The organism is Candidatus Neomarinimicrobiota bacterium (assembly GCA_036476315.1).
In the GTDB taxonomy this organism is placed as follows: Bacteria; Fidelibacterota; Marinisomatia; order Marinisomatales; family S15-B10; genus JAZGBI01.
On record JAZGBI010000015.1, the window covers coordinates 17,260 to 36,768 of the forward strand.

At 51.3% G+C, this 19,509-nt stretch carries 22 protein-coding genes and 1 pseudogene; all 23 read left to right on the top strand.

Annotated elements, in window-relative coordinates; all coding sequences use genetic code 11:
• Positions 1-17 precede the first annotated feature (17 nt).
• Entirely contained in the window at positions 18-800 is a 783-nt protein-coding gene (locus tag V3U24_01775; GenBank protein ID MEE9166185.1) for an NRDE family protein, read from the top strand.
• Positions 800-2,020, top strand: coding sequence for a bifunctional phosphopantothenoylcysteine decarboxylase/phosphopantothenate--cysteine ligase CoaBC (coaBC, locus tag V3U24_01780; protein ID MEE9166186.1), 1,221 nt, complete (start codon positions 800-802; stop codon positions 2,018-2,020). Before V3U24_01775 ends, coaBC begins: the two co-directional genes overlap by 1 nt.
• Before the next feature lie 83 nt (positions 2,021-2,103).
• Positions 2,104-2,403 (top strand): hypothetical protein, encoded by a 300-nt coding sequence (locus V3U24_01785; GenBank protein ID MEE9166187.1) that lies wholly within the window; start codon positions 2,104-2,106, stop codon positions 2,401-2,403.
• A gap of 191 nt (positions 2,404-2,594) precedes the next feature.
• Positions 2,595-2,882, top strand: a complete 288-nt coding sequence (locus tag V3U24_01790) for a glutaredoxin domain-containing protein (protein MEE9166188.1) — start codon at positions 2,595-2,597, stop codon at positions 2,880-2,882.
• Positions 2,879-3,238, top strand: a complete 360-nt coding sequence (locus V3U24_01795; GenBank protein ID MEE9166189.1) for a hypothetical protein — start codon at positions 2,879-2,881, stop codon at positions 3,236-3,238. The genes V3U24_01790 and V3U24_01795 overlap by 4 nt, the downstream gene beginning before the upstream one ends.
• A gap of 14 nt (positions 3,239-3,252) precedes the next feature.
• Positions 3,253-4,578: an ergothioneine biosynthesis protein EgtB gene (gene egtB, locus V3U24_01800; protein MEE9166190.1), complete on the top strand. Its 1,326-nt coding sequence runs from the start codon at positions 3,253-3,255 to the stop codon at positions 4,576-4,578.
• 6 nt (positions 4,579-4,584) lie between these two features.
• The gene (gene egtD / locus V3U24_01805; protein ID MEE9166191.1) at positions 4,585-5,592 is read left to right on the top strand and encodes an L-histidine N(alpha)-methyltransferase; all 1,008 of its coding nucleotides are present in this window, start codon (positions 4,585-4,587) and stop codon (positions 5,590-5,592) included.
• Between the two features lie 38 nt (positions 5,593-5,630).
• Complete coding sequence (locus V3U24_01810; protein MEE9166192.1) at positions 5,631-6,320, top strand: Crp/Fnr family transcriptional regulator; 690 nt, start codon at positions 5,631-5,633, stop codon at positions 6,318-6,320.
• Between the two features lie 90 nt (positions 6,321-6,410).
• Positions 6,411-6,995 carry a cytochrome c peroxidase gene (locus V3U24_01815; GenBank protein ID MEE9166193.1) on the top strand — a complete coding sequence of 195 codons (585 nt, stop codon included), beginning with the start codon at positions 6,411-6,413 and terminating at the stop codon, positions 6,993-6,995.
• 37 nt (positions 6,996-7,032) lie between these two features.
• Positions 7,033-8,067: a c-type cytochrome gene (locus V3U24_01820; protein ID MEE9166194.1), complete on the top strand. Its 1,035-nt coding sequence runs from the start codon at positions 7,033-7,035 to the stop codon at positions 8,065-8,067.
• Positions 8,064-8,768 carry a carboxypeptidase regulatory-like domain-containing protein gene (locus V3U24_01825; GenBank protein ID MEE9166195.1) on the top strand — a complete coding sequence of 235 codons (705 nt, stop codon included), beginning with the start codon at positions 8,064-8,066 and terminating at the stop codon, positions 8,766-8,768. Before V3U24_01820 ends, V3U24_01825 begins: the two co-directional genes overlap by 4 nt.
• Before the next feature lie 22 nt (positions 8,769-8,790).
• Positions 8,791-9,540 carry an NAD(P)H-hydrate epimerase gene (locus V3U24_01830; protein ID MEE9166196.1) on the top strand — a complete coding sequence of 250 codons (750 nt, stop codon included), beginning with the start codon at positions 8,791-8,793 and terminating at the stop codon, positions 9,538-9,540.
• 169 nt (positions 9,541-9,709) lie between these two features.
• A complete protein-coding gene (merA, locus tag V3U24_01835) occupies positions 9,710-11,410 on the top strand; it encodes a mercury(II) reductase (protein MEE9166197.1) in 1,701 nt (566 codons plus the stop codon).
• Between the two features lie 115 nt (positions 11,411-11,525).
• Positions 11,526-12,122 carry a mercuric transporter MerT family protein gene (locus V3U24_01840; GenBank protein ID MEE9166198.1) on the top strand — a complete coding sequence of 199 codons (597 nt, stop codon included), beginning with the start codon at positions 11,526-11,528 and terminating at the stop codon, positions 12,120-12,122.
• Positions 12,119-12,511, top strand: coding sequence for a metalloregulator ArsR/SmtB family transcription factor (locus V3U24_01845; GenBank protein MEE9166199.1), 393 nt, complete (start codon positions 12,119-12,121; stop codon positions 12,509-12,511). The genes V3U24_01840 and V3U24_01845 overlap by 4 nt, the downstream gene beginning before the upstream one ends.
• A gap of 521 nt (positions 12,512-13,032) precedes the next feature.
• Positions 13,033-13,818, top strand: coding sequence for a hypothetical protein (locus V3U24_01850; protein ID MEE9166200.1), 786 nt, complete (start codon positions 13,033-13,035; stop codon positions 13,816-13,818).
• A gap of 3 nt (positions 13,819-13,821) precedes the next feature.
• Complete coding sequence (locus V3U24_01855; GenBank protein MEE9166201.1) at positions 13,822-14,772, top strand: hypothetical protein; 951 nt, start codon at positions 13,822-13,824, stop codon at positions 14,770-14,772.
• Between the two features lie 125 nt (positions 14,773-14,897).
• The gene (locus tag V3U24_01860; protein ID MEE9166202.1) at positions 14,898-15,950 is read left to right on the top strand and encodes a DUF3179 domain-containing protein; all 1,053 of its coding nucleotides are present in this window, start codon (positions 14,898-14,900) and stop codon (positions 15,948-15,950) included.
• Between the two features lie 2 nt (positions 15,951-15,952).
• The gene (locus V3U24_01865) at positions 15,953-16,909 is read left to right on the top strand and encodes a hypothetical protein (protein ID MEE9166203.1); all 957 of its coding nucleotides are present in this window, start codon (positions 15,953-15,955) and stop codon (positions 16,907-16,909) included.
• Positions 16,906-17,331: a thioredoxin family protein gene (locus V3U24_01870; GenBank protein ID MEE9166204.1), complete on the top strand. Its 426-nt coding sequence runs from the start codon at positions 16,906-16,908 to the stop codon at positions 17,329-17,331. Before V3U24_01865 ends, V3U24_01870 begins: the two co-directional genes overlap by 4 nt.
• Complete coding sequence (locus tag V3U24_01875; GenBank protein ID MEE9166205.1) at positions 17,321-18,739, top strand: hypothetical protein; 1,419 nt, start codon at positions 17,321-17,323, stop codon at positions 18,737-18,739. Before V3U24_01870 ends, V3U24_01875 begins: the two co-directional genes overlap by 11 nt.
• A gap of 12 nt (positions 18,740-18,751) precedes the next feature.
• Positions 18,752-19,021, top strand: a pseudogene (locus tag V3U24_01880) (redoxin domain-containing protein).
• Between the two features lie 63 nt (positions 19,022-19,084).
• Positions 19,085-19,381 (top strand): T9SS type A sorting domain-containing protein, encoded by a 297-nt coding sequence (locus tag V3U24_01885; GenBank protein ID MEE9166206.1) that lies wholly within the window; start codon positions 19,085-19,087, stop codon positions 19,379-19,381.
• Positions 19,382-19,509 lie beyond the last annotated feature (128 nt).

The window sequence follows — 19,509 nt, forward strand, 5'->3', positions numbered from 1 at the left end:
ACATAATTTCCAGTAAAATGTGTACCCTGAACGTCAGATTCCAGCAGCATGCCGACTATCCCCTTGTGGTCATTGCCAACCGGGATGAGTTTTACTCGAGGCCGAGTGTTCCCCCCTTGGTGATGTCAGAAGATCCCGCCATATTTGCACCGAGGGATCTTGAAGCGGGGGGGACCTGGTTCGGTATCAACCAATGGGGATTGGTGGCGGCGGTCACCAATGTATGGCTCACTCTTCCAAATGAGTCTCAGGGGCCCGCGATTCAAGCCACGCGATCCAGGGGCTTGTTGACGCTTGATGTGCTTAACTGCGAGAAACTGGGACAGATTTCTGATCTCATTCAACAGAGAATTCGTGACGATACGTACGATTACTTTAACCTTCTTGCGGCATCCGCCGCAGGCGCGACCGTTTTCACCCATGCTGGAGAACTTCGGGAGTATCCCCTTTCAGAAGGCTCTGCCACCATTTTGAATGCACCGTTCTCACCGGACCGACCGGAAGAGGCTGTTCTTCCCTCCCTGTCCGGAGACGAAAAACTGTCTGAGGGGTGGCTTACGGAAATCAGGCGTCTTCTGGCAAGGCATCCTGACATTTGCAAGCACAGTAGTGTCTTTGGAACACGATCCTCGCAAGTTTTGGCGCTTGGGCGACGATCACAAGACGGCGATGAATCCTCTTACCCGGATCGGTTCTGGTACGGTGACGGTTCCCCTTGTGAGACAAATTTTGTTGACCTCTCCTCCCCTCTTCAATCTATCCTCGGGGGGAGGTCAAAGATGCAGGCCGGGATTTCATAATGTCCGTTCTGAAAGCAAAAAGGATTCTCCTGGGTGTTACCGGATCCATTGCGGCGTACAAAGCGTGCGAAATCATTCGACTCTTGCGAAAAGCGGGTGCTGACGTTCAGGTGATGTTGACCTATTCGGGCTCGAAGATGGTGGGTCCTTCCACATTTGCGGCTCTCTCAGGAAAAGAGGTGTTAATGGATCTCTTCCCTGATACCCCCAAGGCTGGATTGGAACATATTCATCTGGCAGAAACTCTGGATGCCCTGGTCGTGGCCCCAGCCACGGCCAATATCATCGCCAAAATGGCTCAGGGAGTGGCCGATGACCTCCTTTCTACAACTGCACTTGTCTGTGAAGTTCCCACTCTGATCGCGCCTGCCATGAATTTCCGCATGTGGCGTAATGAGGCCACTCAGGGGAACGTTGAGCTTCTAAGGAAGCGGGGGCTCACAGTCATGGAGCCTGAGCACGGTCTTCTGGCAAGTCTGGCAACGGGGGAGGGGCGGATGGTGGAACCTGAAGCGGTTGTCTCGGTTCTTAGAGATCTCTTGGGCACTCCCCAGGACCTCGCAGGGCAAAGGGTATTGGTGACGGCAGGACCCACCAGGGAACCCATCGATCCAGTAAGGTTTATCTCGAATCGCTCGAGCGGCAGGATGGGTTATGCCCTTGCCCAGGCTGCTGTGGACAGAGGAGCTTCGGTTACTCTGGTTTCGGGGCCCACCCATATCGAAGTGCCTTCGGGCTGCGATGTTATCAGGGTAAATACGGCTGATGAGATGAACCAGACGGTGCGCAAGGAAGCGCCCGACCAGGACCTAATAATTATGGCAGCGGCTGTCTCGGATTTCAGAACAACCGAGCCGAAAGATTCAAAAATGAAGAAACAGGAACTTCCCGGAACTCTGAAGATCAAATCAACCCCGGATATTCTCAAGGGTCTGCGGGATATCACCCGTGCCACTATTGTGGGATTTGCCCTGGAAACAGGAAACGGCGAGGAGAACGCCCGGGAGAAAATGAAGATGAAACGATTGGACGCCATCGTTCTAAACTATGTGGACCGGCCCGGATCCGGATTCGAAACCCCCACCAATGAGGGGATTCTTTTTCTCGGAGGTCGCAAGAAAAGAACTGTACTTCCCCTCGAATCCAAATCAGACATGGCTCACCGGATTCTCTCCGCTGTTGGGAAGATTCTGGCGACAGACAAAATGAAAATAGAATGACCCATCCTCCCGCCGGGTAATTCCCGTCGTCCTTTCGTTTTTGTCAATCCACTGACAGTTCTCTACTTTTCAAAACCTTAAACTTGACTGACATGACCGAACGTGGAAAACGATCACCAGCGGTAAAGATCAAGCTGATCGTTCGCGATGATTGTATCGTGTGCAAGGAAGTTCAGCGGGAGTTGGAGCGGTACGTCAGCCTCAGGGAGAGCATTTCTTTTCAACTTCTAGATCTCGACAGAGGCGAAAAGCTTCCAAACGGAGAATCCTCTATCATCACACCTTCCGTTTGGGTGAACGGCAAGCTCTGGTATCTGGGAAGATTCAATATCGATCGCTTCGATGAAAGAATCAACAGGTTGATAAATACCGAATCAGCCTGATGGAGCGTTTGGTGTAGCACCTACCCCGCCTCCCTGGCACCCCTCACCCTTCATATAAAGTCCTGGTTTCCTCATGGGATTCCGAAAATGTCGGCCGGATGATAGAAACGTAGTACCCGTTGAAGGTATACTCTTACGTTCCAAATGAAGGAAATCCATTTGAGAAACGATAATCGAAAGGAGACCATCTGATGGCGAGCGTGAGGATATACACAACAAGCTGGTGTTCCTACTGCATAAATGCAAAACGTCTTTTAAGGGAAAACGGAATAGAGTTCCAGGAGATAGATATCGAACAGGCGGGCATCTCGAGAAAAGATCTGGAGAAACTCACGGGCAGGATGACTGTACCGCAAATTGTCGTGGGAGATAGACCGGTGGGTGGATATGATGACCTGCTCATTCTGGCTGAACAAGGGGAATTACACGAAATTGTAAAGGACGAATTGGTGGGACGAGATTTGCAGACCGCTGAATGAGACGGAAGATAGCCGTGAGATTCATTCGAATAACGCATATTCCCAGCGGTACAAAACTTGCTGAAGGACCTGTGGGATGGGGCATTACTCCGTTCGAAGGTAATCTTTATGTTCGCCGGAAATATCTTCTGACTGAAAGCTTTCGACCGAACTTTCATTTGGGATTCTGTCCCTACAAGTTCCTTTATGTGTGGCTGGACCTCGTCCTCAATGATAAGACGAAGATTAAAGATATTGGCTGGTTCTATTGGCTGCCAAATCCCCTTTTCCCTTTTGTTGCTTTCAGGGTAGGTTTGCCTGGGAATCATCCGGAGCTTCAGGTAGAGCAATTCCAAAAAGAGGCGAATTCAATATAAGGGAGGGGCATAGCATGACTGTCGGTACGAAAACAAGGCGCGTGGTAGGTGGCCTGGAGAGGGGAAGAAAGTCCTCAGTGAAACGTTTCCTTGATCAATATGGAGATGTTCGCCGTTTCACCGAACAGCTCTCTGCGCCCCTGGAAATCGAGGATTATGTCATACAATCCATGCCCGATGTGAGTCCCACGAAATGGCATCTGGGACACACAACCTGGTTTTTCGAGACGAACATCCTGGTTCCTGCCTATCCGGGCTACGTCCCATTCGACCCACAGTTTGCCTATCTATTCAATTCTTACTATGTCAGTCTGGGTCCGCGATACTTTCGGCCTGAGAGGGGGCTATTATCCCGACCTACTGTTAAACAAATCTACGATTACCGTTTGCACGTGAATAGGCACGTTCAAGAATTGTTCCAGGATTTATCCGTAGATAGTCTTGATCAATGGCTGCGTATTCTTGAGATAGGTATTCACCACGAGCAGCAGCACCAGGAACTTATTCTGACCGATATCAAACACGTGTTCTCAATCAGCCCGCTCCACCCCGCCTATAACAGGGATGGAGCCAATAGCCGGCAGGATGTCAAAATACCGGCGTTGGAGTGGATCGGCCATCCAGAAGGTGTTTACACCATCGGGCACGACGGCCGAGGCTTTGCTTATGACAATGAACTGGCACGCCATCGTCTCTTTTTGGACTCTTTCCAGCTTGCCTCCCGGCTCGTGACCAATGGAGAATACCTTGAATTCATTGAAGATGGAGGATACAATGAGCCCCTTCTCTGGCTATCTGACGGCTGGAATCGGGTGGAGTCCGAAGGATGGAGTGCACCGCTGTACTGGGAGAAGCGTGACGGGCGGTGGTGGATTATGACGCTGTCAGGTCTGAAGGAACTGGATGAGTCGGAGCCTGTTTCCCACGTGAGTTACTACGAAGCCGATGCCTACAGCCGCTGGAGGGGTGCAAGACTTGCCACCGAGGGAGAGTGGGAGGTCGCCGCCATTGATCTTCCCATTGATGGCAATTTTGTTGAGAGCGGGAATCTTCACCCCGCTGCCCTGGAGAAAGGTGGGTCAGAAAAGCATCCTTCCCAGATGTTCGGGGATGTTTGGGAATGGACACAGAGCCACTATTCGCCTTATCCCGGTTTCAAGCCCCTTTCTGGAGCGCTGGGAGAGTATAACGGCAAATTCATGTCCAACCAGTTTGTGTTAAGGGGAGGGAGCTGCGCCACTTCCCGGACCCACATCCGGTCAACTTATCGAAATTTCTTTCCTGGTGACGCCCGGTGGCAATTCTCAGGAATTCGACTGGCCAGGAACTTGGAGGAATAGTGGACCATGACGACGCAAACCCCACTGGTTGACTCTGAGGTGGGAACTGATGTCGTTCGCCGCGAAGTTCTATCGGGACTGCAAAAGCCGGTGAAAGAACTTCCCTGCAAACTGTTTTATGACGAAAAAGGAGCCCGACTTTTCGATGAAATATGTGACCTCGATGAGTACTACCTTACGCGTACAGAAATAGCCATCATTGAGTCAAAGATTGGAGAGATCGCCTCTCTCATGGGACCTCACTGTCTGTTGGTTGAATACGGCAGTGGCAGCAGTAGAAAGAGCAGGCTTCTACTGGACAACCTTAAGAATATTGCCGCCTATGTTCCCATCGACATCTGCAGGGAGCAGTTGATGGAGGTAACAGCCTCCCTTTGTGAATCTTACCCGGATCTGGACGTGCTCCCCGTATGCGCGGATTTCACCGGTGATTTTGAGCTCCCGAAGATTGATAGACCCGTCTCGAAACGCGTCGTTTTTTTCCCTGGCTCCACTATTGGAAATTTCCATCCCCGGGAGGTGGTGAGGTTCTTGAGGCATATCGCCGGTATTTGTGGAGAGGGTGGTGGACTTCTGATCGGAGTTGATCTGGTCAAAGATCCACTCATCCTCCACGAGGCCTATGACGACCCCGACGGTGTTACTGCCCAATTCAACATGAACATTCTGGAACGAATCAACCGGGAATTGGGTGCGGATTTTCAGACCGGTCAGTTCAGCCATTTTGCCGTGTATAACGAGAACGTGGGCCGCGTCGAGATGCACCTGGTGAGTCAAACAGATCAAGAAGTCCGTGTGGATGGTGTCGATATATCGTTCGGGGTAGGAGAAACTATCTGGACCGAATCAGCGTACAAGTATTCGCCGGAAAGATTTCGGAGATTGGCTGGTTTGGCAGGCTTCAACGTGGAAAAGACATGGACGGATGAAAGAAAACTTTTCAGCGTGCATTACCTCACTGTCTCCCTTTCATCATCTGTGTCCTGGGCGCCCCGGAAAGCTCATGTTGTCTGATTTCCCTTTCGGTGTTGCAAAACAGGGAGGAAAATTGAATGGCAGAAAAGACAAAACTCTGGTATTTGCAGAATTTCAATCTCCTCGCTCGAATGGACGAGAAATCAATGACGGAGTTGGAAAAGTACACGAGAATGAGCGAAAACAAGAAAAGGGAGATTATCTATTTTCCCGATGAAGCCAGCGATACCATCTATTTGTTAAAAAAGGGAAAAGTGAAAATATCACGCCTATCGGAGGATGGCCGCTCAACGACTCTTCAGCTCATCGGTCCTGGGGAGATTTTCGGTGAGAGTTCCATTCTCGGTCAGGAAAAACATGAGAATATCGCAGAGGTCGTGGAGGATGCCGTCATCTGTTCCGTCAGCAGGGAAATGTTTCAAGATTTGATGGAAAAGAATCCTCATCTAAATCTTCGGATCACGAAATTCATAGGTTTCCGGATTCGAACCATTCAAGCTCACGTGGAAGATCTCGTTTTCAAGGATGCCAGGGAACGTGTGATCGCGTTCCTGAGGCGGTACGTGAAAACATTCGGGAAGGAGCTGGTTGATGGCTGGATAGTGAGGCCTTTCTTGACCCACCAGGAGATAGCGGAACTCACGGCGACCAGCCGTCAGACGGTAAATCCTATTCTCAATGAGTTGGAAAGCGAGGGGAAAATCAAGTATACCCGGCGTTATCTCAAGACCGATGCCCCGGAACTCGTGGGAGGCGAAGGGCCATGAATCATAAACTGTCACTGAGTTGACAGTTTTCAGATTCTCCGTCGAATACCTTTTCCAATCAAGAAATTGAAGAGTAAAAGGAGGAGCGAGATGATAATATCAAAGAAGATGTTGCCGTCTGCTATTGGGGCACTGGTACTGGGATTGACCGGATGCGCGACGGCTCCCGCACCGGAACCGGTAGAAGCGAATCCCCCCATAAAAATGGCTGAGGCACTGAAAAACATCGACATGGGAATGAAAATGATGGGTGACATGGACATGATGATGAAAACGGTAATGGGAAAACAGCAGGAAACCCTCGCCCTGGGGAACCGGCTTTTCAACGATCCAACCCTGTCCGGTGCTACACAGGGGGTCTCCTGCAATAGCTGTCATCCTGGTGGAGGAACCACGGGGGGTGAAGCGGAAATCCCCCCTATGATGGGATATCCCGGTTGGAACCTTCCCATTCCTGATCTCCACGGCAGTGCGGCGACTTTCCCGAAATTCAAGGTCCCCAATGCCGAAGTGATCACTCTTTCTCAAATGAATAATAACTGCCTCATGATGTTCGTTGGTGGGAAGAAACGCTTGCCCCTCAATGCCAGGGAGTCTCATGCTATCGCCCTTTATGTCACATCTCTCAGCAAAGGGGAGGCGGTTGAGCCGGGCAAGATGGGAATGATGAAGTAGCACGATTTCATTGACCTGCTGCTGCCGCCGGATACGATTGGCTGGAAAACTCAACCTGACGGAAATACTCTTTCTGGTTATTGCATTGTCAGGTTGTTCCAGATGGGCGGCCGGAGGTGAGGAAAGTAACGATCCCCCTTCTAGGCATCTGTCCACCTTAAAAGCGTTTCAGGAAAGCCGCATAGTTAGAGAAAAATCGTGTCTAACCTGCCATACCGTGGGCGACCGGGGTGGGACCGTTGGACCGATTCTTGACCAGGTCGGAAACCGGAGGACAAAAGAGTGGCTTTCCACATGGTTGAAGGATCCCAACGCCGTCAAGGCGGGCACACAAATGCCCAATTTCCAGTTCTCCCCTGAGGAAGTCGAGGAAGTCGTGGGATATCTCACGCGGTTGCGAAAAGAGGTACCTACCCAGGAAATTCTCAGCCGGGAGGCACCCCTTGCGGAAAAAGGGAGGGAACTTCTGGAAGCGTACGGGTGCCAAGCATGTCACAGGATCGGGGATGCCGGTCGTTTTGTTGGGGTGGATCTCACATGGGTGGGAAAAAGAAAATCGACAGCGTGGGAGCAGATATGGTTGAAAAATCCCCAGGAATGGAACCGGGAGACGTTCATGCCGAATTTTCGTCTGACGGATGGCGAGATTAGAGCACTCGCTGCGTACCTGAGCACTCTGCAAGGAGAGCACAACGATGCAGGAAAACGATGGGAAGCCAGATCGCGATTCTTCCTTGGGGGGTCACGAGTCACGGCGGGAAAGATGGTTTATGACCGTTTTGGATGCTGGGGATGCCACGGAAAGAAAGGACGCAAACCGGACAGGAACCCGAATGCGGCACCGGATGAAAGGGTGCCGGAGTTGTGGGGAACCATGAACCGTCTGTCGGATGAACAGGTGGAACAAATCATAAGGACCGGATCCCGGTCTCCATCGCTGGATCAGGACAAACCGCCGCCTTACTTCGCCTGTCCTGAATGGAAAGACGACATTTCGGACGATGAAATGACCAGTCTCATTGCCTATCTGAAGACACTCGGTCCAGAGAAAAAAGAATGGAGATTCCGGTGAAGCGGGAATGGGCTACCCTTTGCCTGGCAATTCTTCTGGGGTGCCTGGGTTACTCTCAGGAAACGGGAGCGATTGAGGGATTTGTCGGCTTTGCCGATGCATTCCCTCCCAGAAAAACAGTACGGGTTGCGAGGGACCAGGAGGTGTGTGGGCACAGTAAGCCCAATGAATCGTTCCTGGTCGATGCGGATTCGCGAGGTCTCGCAAACGCAGTGGTTTACTGGATTCCTCCGTCCTCTTCCCATACAAAAAAAGGTGAGCCTGCACCCATCGTTCTCGCCCAGAGTCAGTGCAGGTACGAGCCCCATGTCCAGGTGGGTTCCGTTGGCGCAATGCTGGAAATCGTCAACAACGACGGCATACTTCATAATATCCACGCCTACGATGGAAGGGACGAGACGCTGTTCAACATCGCTCAGCCGGGTGTCATGAAGAGTATGAAGCGAAGTCTGGATGATGTCTCCGGAGTTATCAAATTCAAGTGCGATGTGCACAGCTGGATGAACGGCTACCTCTTGATTTTCAGCGATGCAATCTACGCGATTACAGACTCCACCGGGCGTTACGCACTTAGCGGCGTGTCCGCAGGTGACCAGGAGATCCGGATCTGGCATGAGAGGTTGGGAGAGGTGACCCGGTCCGTTCAAGTCGATCCGTCGGAACCTGCTGTACTGGACCTGGTGATTGAACCGAATAGATAATCACTCTGGCTGAAGGGGATTCGTGAGCAAACTCAGCGTACCGGCCGTGACCGCAGATCAGATGAGGGAAGTAGATCGCCTCATGGTAGAGGAGTACAATATTTCGCTCGAAGAAATGATGGAGAACGCAGGGAGGAATCTGGCAGATCTGACCATGGAAATCCTTAATCGAAAGGGACCCCTGGAGAACGGTCGCCACGTGGTCGTCGCATGCGGAACTGGAAATAACGGAGGCGGTGGCATGGTAGCGACGCGATTTCTTTTCAACAGAGGTCTCGATTTAACGGTAGTTCTGGCCGGTGAGGAATCGAGGCTTAAGACCGCTCCCGCTCAAAGATGGCGAACTCTCAAACGGCTGCCGGTAACCGCCCTGGTGGCGAATGGACACGATGAGAGGGGCGTTTTTGCCGAATGCGACCTGATCATTGACGCGATCTTCGGCTATGGGCTGAGGGATACGCCAAAAGGCACACCGGCTCGCGTCATCAGTGAGATTGTCAATTCCGGAAACACAAACGTGCTTTCCCTTGACGTCCCCTCCGGCCTCGACTCAACGGACGGATCCTTTGGCAAGGCCTGCATCCGGGCAATGGCGACCGTGACGCTGGCCCTCCCGAAGACCGGTCTTCGGGAACCGAAGGCAAAGGAATGTGTGGGAGATCTATTCCTCGCTGACATAGGCGTTCCGCCATCCCTGTACAAACATCTGGGGCTCCCGCCTCAATATCTCTTCACCCAGGAAACGATCCTGCCTCTCAATCCTATCTCGTGAATTAGGTTTTTGCTCTGAACGGGGAACAAAATCATTTGTTGCTTGTTCAAGTATTTGACTATATATTCAACTAGTCGAGTAGCAACATGTGCATTCAAAACGCCATAACAATCATGCCCGCGCATACCCTACATCTGCCATGGCGACGGAAGATGATAGACAAGGAGAAATGAAAGTGAAATCTGTTTCGAAGGAGAAGTCCCATGAAATTGAACTTGAAGTCCGGGGTATGACGTGTGACTCCTGCGCCGTGCATGTGAAGAATGCTCTGGAATCTGTCCCTGACGTATTATCTGCCTCTGTGCCCCACTGGACGGCGGGAGAAGCAGCGGTGAAAACCAGAGACGGTGTTATTGAAGATCGACTGGTTTCAGCTGTCAAGGCCGCCGGTTACAGTGCTACTCTCCGCTCTCCCACCAGGGAATTTGAGAGTCTTGAGCCTGACAACCGTAGTTCGGACTACGATCTAATCGTTATTGGAACCGGCTGTGGCGGTATGGCAGCCGCGCTCAAAGCTTCAGAACTTGGGAAGTCCGTTCTTGTCGTGGAGGCGGGAACCATCGGAGGGACTTGCGTAAATATCGGGTGTGTTCCCTCAAAAACACTGATCCGGGCTGCCGAGGTTTACCACAAGGCCAAGAACCACCCATTTAAGGGAATAGACATCCAGACCAATGGGGTGAATTGGCACGAGGTGGTGAAACAAAAGGACGGACTTGTGGACGAACTCAGGGAACAAAAATACGCGAATGTTCTTGCCTCCCAAGCGGAAAACATTACGTTCATGGAGGGGAGCGCCGAGATAAAGGGAGGCGGAGTCGTCGTAGATGGCGAACATTACTATTCTGCGAAGAAGATAGTGATTGCCGTTGGCGCTCGACCCAACGTTCTTCCCCTTGAAGGAATCGATAACGTTAATGTCCTCACGAGTACCACAATCATGAGCCTGGAGAAGCAACCGGGCTCTTTAGTGATAATTGGTGGTCGTGCTATTGCTCTGGAGCTTGGTCAGGCACTTGCAAGGTTGGGTACGAAAGTAACGATACTTCAGCGTAGTGACAGACTTATTCCCGACCATGAGCCAGAAATTTCTGAAGCCATTCAAGAGTATCTTCAGAATGAAGGACTGGACATCTACACGGGCGTTAGTGCAAAACGAATTAAGGAAGAGAAGGGTAGAAAAATCGTTACTGTAGCAAAGGATGACGGGTTCCTCCAGGATTTTCAGGCCGAAGAGGTATTAATGGCCGTTGGCAGAGAACCGAACAGTCAAGATTTGGGTCTGGAGGAAGCAGGTGTGGAGACGGATGAAGGCGGATTTATCCTGGTGGACGACACCCTTCAAACCACAAATCCCCATATCTACGCTGTTGGTGACGTCACAACCTTACCCAAGTTGGTCTACGTGGCGGCGGCCGCAGGCGGAATTGCTGCTTCCCACGCCTTTGGAGATGCACCGCAGCCTCTGGACCTGTCTGTGTTGCCACAAGTGATTTTTACAGATCCTCAAATAGCCATCGTAGGATTAACTGAAACCCGGGCCACCGAAAAGGGCTATCAGGTCAAAACCACTCTACTTCCGCTGGATCATGTCCCCAGGGCGTTGGCGGCACGCGACACCAGGGGCTTCATCAAGTTGGTGGCCGATGAGGCTACGGACCGTCTACTGGGGGCCCATATTCTGGCGGCAGAAGGAGGTGAATTAGTCCAGACCGCGGCCCTGGCCGTGAAGTTCGGGGTAACCAACGGCTTCACGCTATCTGATCTTCGACAAATGTTCTTTCCCTACCTGACCCAGGTTGAAGGGCTTAAACTGGCCGCTCAGACCTTTGAAAAAGATGTTACGCAGCTGTCATGCTGTGCTGGCTGACGCGGAGATAGGTCGCTTGCGATTATGAAAGCAATAGAACGGAAACTTTTGAAATGCCAGTTAGTTAACTAATGGTATTCTTGTATATTCATTCAAATAGTTGAGGAGTCATAGAATGAAAGGTACACTGCTTTCTTCAGTCCTTGCCGGCTTAGCCGCATCGTTCTGCTGCATCGGTCCGGCTCTGATCCTGCTGTTCGGTTCCACGACTCTGGGAGCGTTTTCATTTCTTGAACCTATCCGGCCCTACACGTCAACTGCCGCTATAGGGCTGCTCGGTTTTGCTTACATCAGGACTTACCGTAAAAAGTCTGATGAAACGTGTTGTGACATTGAAGAAAAGGAGAAGCTCATGAAGAATCAAAAGTTACAAAGGCGGGCGTTGTTGGGGATCACTCCGGTCGTTCTGGCGCTCATCCTGTTCCCCTATTCCACCGGACTGTTATACGCTGGTGACAAGCCAGAAAATGAAAAAAGTGGCGTGACGTCGGAGTGGACAGTCGAAGGGATGACCTGTCAATGGTGTGCCAGGGGGCTTGAAGGAGGCATTTCCTCAGTAGAGGGTGTAAGCCGGTGCGAGGTGGATTATGATTCTCAATCCATGATTTGCACCCTGGATGAAGATGTTCTGAAGGCCAAGGCAGTCCCTGCTCTGGTTAAAGAAATGGGATACGCAGCGGTGCCCAAGAAACAGAAGGAGACGACAGAGTGAAGGATAGTTTTGAGCGTTCATGTGTCCGGTCTTATGTAGACAAAGACAAGCTTATTTCGTTGAGAGCCGATCTTGCCCAGAATATCGATCTGGAACGGCACGCCGAGATACTCGCCATGATGGCCGATCCGACCCGTCTCAAGATTCTCTACTCCCTCGCCACCGGGGGCGAATTGTGCGTCTGCGACCTGGCGGATACTCTTGACAAAGAGGTTTCCGCTATATCTCATCAATTGCGGAGATTGAGGGACAGGGGACTCGTGAAAAATCGCCGGGATGGCCTCACCATCTACTACCGTTTGGCAGAGAGCGAAGAGTGCCGGAAGGCGTGTGAACTCATTAACCGGATTTTCGAAACGGAAGAATCAGAGCTGGTATATGAAAGTTGAGTTCTTCAGCGCGGGCTGTCGGTTGTCTGAAAGGACACTCGAAGTTCTCCGGGATCGTTTTCCAGAATCGGACATGAAAATCCATCTAGCGAGTGAATGCGTGGATGGAAGTTGTTGCAGGCTGGCTGAGAAATATGGAATCAGGGCAGTTCCCTCCCTTGTTGTCAATGAAAACTTGTTCTAACAGGGGTACCCCCAAAGAGCAGTTTTGAAACCTTGGCACAGATTCTTGCCTCCTAATGGCGAGTTAGTTCCCAGTCAATAACTCGTTTGAACCACAGAACAAGATGACATCTCTTCCTGTCATCGTGAAACAATTGATGAAGGTCAATCCAGGCCTTCTGCTCATCAGTCTATCGCTCATCACCTTTCAGTCACCCCTGCGCGGGCAGTGACCCCTCTGAAGTAACCCAACGCTTCCGGTCGGGAGTGGGACAGAGGGTATCGGGCTGGCGAGAAGTCAATGGATCGGTGGATCGGACTACGGTTTTTCACAGTGGGCTCCCAGCCGTTTCTCCCGCATGGAACCGGCCCACTCAGAGGATGAAGGGGAGAGCCACCTTGGGACCGTCACGATTCATAGGTTGGCCCCCTTTGTCATGTACGGCGCTTCCAACCGTTTGAACCTGCTGGTTGGAATCCCGTTTACCCACTGGAGTCAAACTGCAGACGAACCGGATGCTCATCACAGGACTGAAACCGTTGCCGGCTTCAGTGACATTACGGTAGGAGCTCACTGGTTAACTGTGAACCAGTCCTTCGGTCCCGGGCACCGTTTTTTCCTGGGGACAGATCTTACTCTTCCCACCGCCAGGAGTTATAAGGCGAGTCCGTTCTCCGAGGATGCCGATTCGGTGACGCACCGTCACTTCGCCCTGGGAGACGGAGTCGTATCATCATCTGTTGATTTCCAGTGGTGGTATCGATCTGAGTTTCCCTGGGTGGTGGGCATTACCGGTGAGTACCTGTTTCCCTGGTTTGAGAGTGATGCGGGATTCCTCCCGGGGAGAAAGCTCTTTTTCAACCTCCACGCCATTGGACAGGCCCCGCTTTTTCCCAGGGTTTATCCGTATATCAAACTGAGGATGCAGGGAGAGCAAGAGGACCGATGGAAAGGAAAAGATGCCCCGAATTCCGGGGGGTTCATGGTGGCTGCCATGGTGGGTCTGGAACTGGAGATCACCGAATCAGTCGCAGCCGTGGTTTCCATAGAGTTGCCAGTGTGGCGGCGGTTCGAGGGATCCCAGCTCGATCCCTTTACCTTGTCTCTTAGCCTCAGGCGCCTGTGGCACCTGCATGGATCGTGAACCATGTGGCGTTCGTTTTTTCTGGTTTTGATTTTCTCTCGATCTCTTTTCTCACAGTGTGCCATGTGCAACAGTCCGCCTCCCCCGGCGGGCGGGAGCGAAGTAGGAGGTTCATCCGTACAGACAGTGGGCATAGTCTCAATTGAGGAAGGTGATTTTCAGCAGTTGGGCCTGGGCCGGGGAGAGAAAAGATTCGGCATATCCTTCGATCGAATTCTTCTTAAAATTAACGAGATCGGAAATACTCCTGTAGATCTTTTCCGGGTCACCGATCTTGTCAGTTTATCAGGAGGAATCGGTCTGGCGCGGGGACTCAGTCTGTGGGGACAGATTCCCCTGGGAAAGAATAGAGATGAAAGTCGATGGACGATGGGGAATCCAGCGTTCGGTCTGCGGTGGAGACCCGGCGTCCTGGAGACGGAAAGAGGAGTCATTGTATATGTGAACGAAGGACTGGTCGTTCCTCTGGGCGAGTCACTCTTTGGCAGTTATGAGGATCCATCATTAGGGCAGATAGACGCTGGGAGGACTCCGGCCGCACAGAGCGCTTACCTGAACAGAGCTGTGACCGAAGTCTGGATTGATTCCAAAAAGTCACGTCTGTTCGGACTTCAATTTCTGTGGGATTTTCCCCTCAATAGAGCTTCCGGTGGGATCCATCCGGGAGAAGTTCTCCAATTGAGCCTCCATACCATAGACCGGAGATTTGCTGGCCCCGGATTTGTTCCCTACCTGGCGCTGATCTACCGGAACCAAGGTCCCGATAAAAAAGGGGGTAGGGAGATCGAGAATTCAGAGGGTTGGTTCATTCACGGAATCGCTGCCCTGACGGTGCGGTTGAGTCCCGACTACCGGGTGACCGTGTCAACAAGTGGCCCTCTGATGATCGGGATTGTTGGGGCTGATCTGAGTCAAACGAATTTCGGTATATCGCTGTTCTGGCAGCCAGACTAGCTCAGTGTGTTGTTCACAGCTTGACTATTTGTCGCTCATCTGACAGTACGTCCAGACAGAACAGTGTAATATCGTGACATAACATGATGAAATCAGATAATGAACACGGCACCGGGAGATGGAGAATGTTGAAACGAACGGTGCTGGGTGCTTCAGTCACTATTTTGATGTTGGCGTCATGGAGCTGCTCAAAGGATTATATTCTTGACCTTGGGGCAGAGAGTTTTCCGGGAGCGGGAACCTGGCTCATCAACGAATCCTACGTACAATGGGGTTGTCCAGGCAAAGACTGTATCCCAAATCTCACAAATCCCAGGATGGTGAAGTCAGGATCGAGTGAATTGGCTTTCCTTGACGACAATGAACTGGTTGTGGGTGTCAAGAAAGGGGATGACTATTACGCATTCCCTCACAGCGTGCTCGACTGGCATGAAGTGGTCAATATGGAAGAATATACAATCTCCTACTGTCCATTGACGGGCAGTGCGATTCATATCATAGATGACAGAGGTTTCGGTGTGTCCGGGCTTCTTTACAATAGCAACCTCATCATGTACGACAAGGAGTCCACGAGTTATTGGCCACAGATGTTTCTCAGGTCGGCCGCTGGGAAATTCCGGGGAGAAAAACTGGAACTTGGCGCCATGATTGAAACCAAATGGGCAACCTGGAAGAAACTGTTCCCTGAGACCTACGTTGTTTCTTCTCAGACGGGATACCCAAGAAACTATAATGCCTATCCGTATGGAAGCTACAGGACCGACGGTTCAGTCTATTTTCCCATAGAAAGTTTTGATGAAGATCTTCACCCCAAGGAACGGGTGATAGGTGTTCTTATGGATAACACGGCAAAAGCCTATTCTCTGTCGAGTTTCGACACGTTATCGGTACTGCATGATACTGTTGAGGACCAGAATATCGTCATATTCGCCTCATCAGCCGACGACTTCGCGGTTTTGTTCAAGACAGAAAAACAGTTCAGTGTAAAAACCTACAACCTGGAGGAGGGCGAGGCCGTATTCACGGATGAGGCAACTGGAAGTGAATGGAACATTCTGGGAGAGGCGATTTCGGGACCTCTTCAAGGTGAAATCTTGGACTACGGCGACTCGTTTATCTGCTACTGGTTTTCCTGGACGGCATTCTATCCTAAGGCTCAGCTCTGGGTGGGTGAATAGGAATGTTTCTAGCGATTCATCACATCTCCCGTCTCGTCGCGCCGGGCATTCTTGTTTGGGGTCTGGCGGGTACTTTCCTTTGGGGTCAGGCCTGTTGCACGTTACAAGGATTTAACGGCAGTGCCGCCTACGGATCCCTTTGGGATTTCGATGGTCTCGATTTTGCGAATCCCCGGAATCACACCCAGATACAGTTTCAGCTCTCCGGTTCCGATGACTGGGATCGCGACAGTTTTATCACAAACGGGCCGCTTCTCAGCTATTCTCTTATCGTTAACCATTTCGCCAGAAGAAGCCTCCTTGTGGGTGCTGCGGTCTCGGGGAATTTTTCGACCATTTCTGAAATGCTCACAATTCAACAGAATGAGTCGAGTTTGGCACTCCATACACTGCAGTTAAGAAGCAGCTGGTTCAGCGGAAACCGGCGCCACGCGTTCTGGTCCCGTCTTATCCTGCCGTTTGTGTCCCATTATTCGAACCGGGATTTCCCTTTCATTCTATCACCAGCCCGGTCAGTTGAGATTGGGTATGGTTATGTCAAGAATTACGTGAACAGTGGTGGAAAGGGGCGAGTCATCTCCCTGAGGGCAAACGTGCGCAAAGACGGAAGAACAGACAACCTATATCAATTCACTTACTACTCTACAGGAGAGGTGGCATTGAGGTACAGGATATACTCTGACATCGTTCCGTTTGTTTCTTTGTTTGCAAAGCACGGCGCACTGAAGCCTCTGGATGTGACTGTTTACCAGACAAGATTCCCGGCGACACTGTTTACCTATGGGCTTGTTGGAGCCGGATTGGAGTACAAGGGCACTTTTCTTCAAGGGCTAATCCTCAGGCTGTACGGCTACTATCCAACTCTGAGGTGGTCGAACAATGTTCTTCCTGCAGGGTTCGAAGAAAAACCTGTTCTCGGACTAACCCTGACAACCACGTTCAGTATGGAGAGGCCATGAAGAGTACCTCGGCAGCTGCTCTCTTACTCATTGTTAGCCTGCCAATCAGAACCCTCCTTGGCGGCGAGGATGTCTTCATGGCTCTCTCCTTCAAAGATGCTGTTGAACTGGCTGAGAAGGAGAACAAAACAGTTGTCGTCAAATTCCACGCTGACTGGTGTCACTGGTGCCAGCTTATGGATTCAGAAACGTTCACGGACGAAGCGGTTGTGAACTCTCTCCAATCATTTATCGTCATACGGGTGAATGTGGACAGCAGAGAAGGATTGAAAATCGCCCAAAGAGTGGGTGTCGTAAGCATACCCACCATTGTTTTTCTGGATGGTCGGGGGGAAGTCGTGGGCAAGTATGCTGGATTTAGATCACCTGTGCAAATGAAGGAACTTCTGACCGCTGTGGAGACCCGGAACAATGGGAAGTAACAATTCCCTTTTTCGCCGTCTGATTTTCACGACGGCCATATCGCTGCACGCTGTTGTTCTTGGCTGGAATCTTGAACGATTGGCATCGTACGATTCCCCTAACCATGAACTGCTCGACGTCGAAATCAAAGGACACTACGCGTACGTCCCGGCTGGTCTTGGCGGATTGAACATTATCGATATCTCTGACCCTTCGAGTCCTGTCAACGTGGCAACTTTTTACGGGGGTGGATGCGAATTTGGCCGGCTGTATGCGTGGCACGTTGTCGGATCCTATGCCTACGGAAGTGGCAGAAGCTGTGGAATCAAGGTTCTGGATGTATCCAATCCCCGGAGTCCTTTCCTTGTGGGAGACTACGGAGCTGGGGGCCAGTCTTATGAGCATGCCGCAGGACACAGTTTGGGCGATGGAGAGGCGTTTCTATACGCCGCCGTTCATTCTGGAGGCGTGGAGGTGATAGATATTTCCGATCCTTCATCTCCGATACTCGTTTCACGCGTTCCCACACAAAACGCCTGGGCGGTGGAAGTATCCGAAACCGGGGAGTTCGTCTATGTAGCGGATGGTGCCGGCGGTTTCAAGGTTGTAGACGTCCGGAATTCGGAGTCTCCCCGGGTGGTGGGCAGGTCCGAGACCTCAGGGACAGCGAAGGATGTGACCGCTGCTGGGAGTTCTGTTTTTGTGGCGGTTGGGGCATGGGGCGTGGACATGTTTGACGTGTCCGATCCGGCAAATCCCATCCTGGTTGCGAACTACAATACGTCAGGCTATGCATCACGGGTGTCCGTGAGTGGTGATCTCGTAGCGGTATCAGACTGGGATGACGTTGAGATTCTCAGGTGGGATGAATCTCCATCTCTTACGCTGGCGGGATATAAGAATACGGGCGGCCGAGTGATGGCGATCAACATGGTTGACGATATAGTCTACTCTGCTGAATGGCGGTTCTTCCACACTTTCAAATTCGGTCCCGTTGAGGGTCCGGACATTGATCTCTCGTTTCGGAATGTCGACTTTCCCCATACAGGGATCAATAGCTGCCGCGATACCGTAATCACGATTTTCAATACTGGGCTGTCTCCCCTCGTCTTTGAGGAAGTCGATTTGGGCCATCATGACTATGAGCATAACATCCAGATGGAAACCCTCCAGCCGGGTGAAAAAATCGAAGGCACGATAACCTACTGCGCCACGTCTGACCAGGGTGAGACGAATCTGGTCATTCGAACGAATGATCCCGATGAGCCTCAGGTTGATGTGAGAGTGGAAGGGAATTCATCGTGGGGAGTGGAATCCGGCGAACCGGCTCCTGATTTTTCTCTGGATATTGTGAACGGTTCCGGGTCGATTACCCTGTCTGAGCTTCGTGATCAGATTGTGGTTGTAGCTTTCTTTGCCAGCTGGTGACCCGTTTGTGCTCCGGAGTTTTCGGACCTGGAAGTAGCCATATGGCAGGAATACCGGGAGGAGAATGTCATCGTCCTGGGAATTTCGAATCAATCGGTTTCCACCATCGAACGCTTTATTAACGATCAGGGAATCACATTTCCAATCCTCCAGGATGACGGAAGAAGAACCTATTCAGATTACAGTCTCAGCGGTGGCGAGTCCCCTTATCCCAGGGACTTTATCGTGGATGCCCGGGGCACTATTCGTTTTGCGGATACGGAGTACGATCCCGGTACCATGATTCGGGTGATAGAGTCCTTAATCGGTGAGCGCGCCACGAGTGTGGACCATGTGGAAGGCATTATGGAAGGCATTATCCCCCGGACAATTTCCCTTTCAAAGATCTACCCCAATCCCTTTAATTCGTCCGTAGCCATCGAGGTGGAGAACGAATCGGGCCAGGGCGTTGAGATTGATGTTTACGATATCACGGGTCGATGGGTGGATACCATCTATTCAGGATGGTTGAATCCCGGTTTTCATCGGTTTCTCTGGAGGGCAACGGATGAAAGTGACCATGCTTCGAGCTCAGGAGTTTATCTCGTGAATCTTCGAGGGGAACGCAATATCATCTCGAAAACTGTCGTTCTTCTTCGCTAGGTTTCCCTGCCACAGAGTTTATTTCCACTCTTTCCTCTTCTCTTTCTCGTCATTCGGATCAACCTGCGGTCTCTCAAGGAATTTCCTTCCTCGGTTTGAATGGAGATTCTTGATTCGTAACTTCCTCC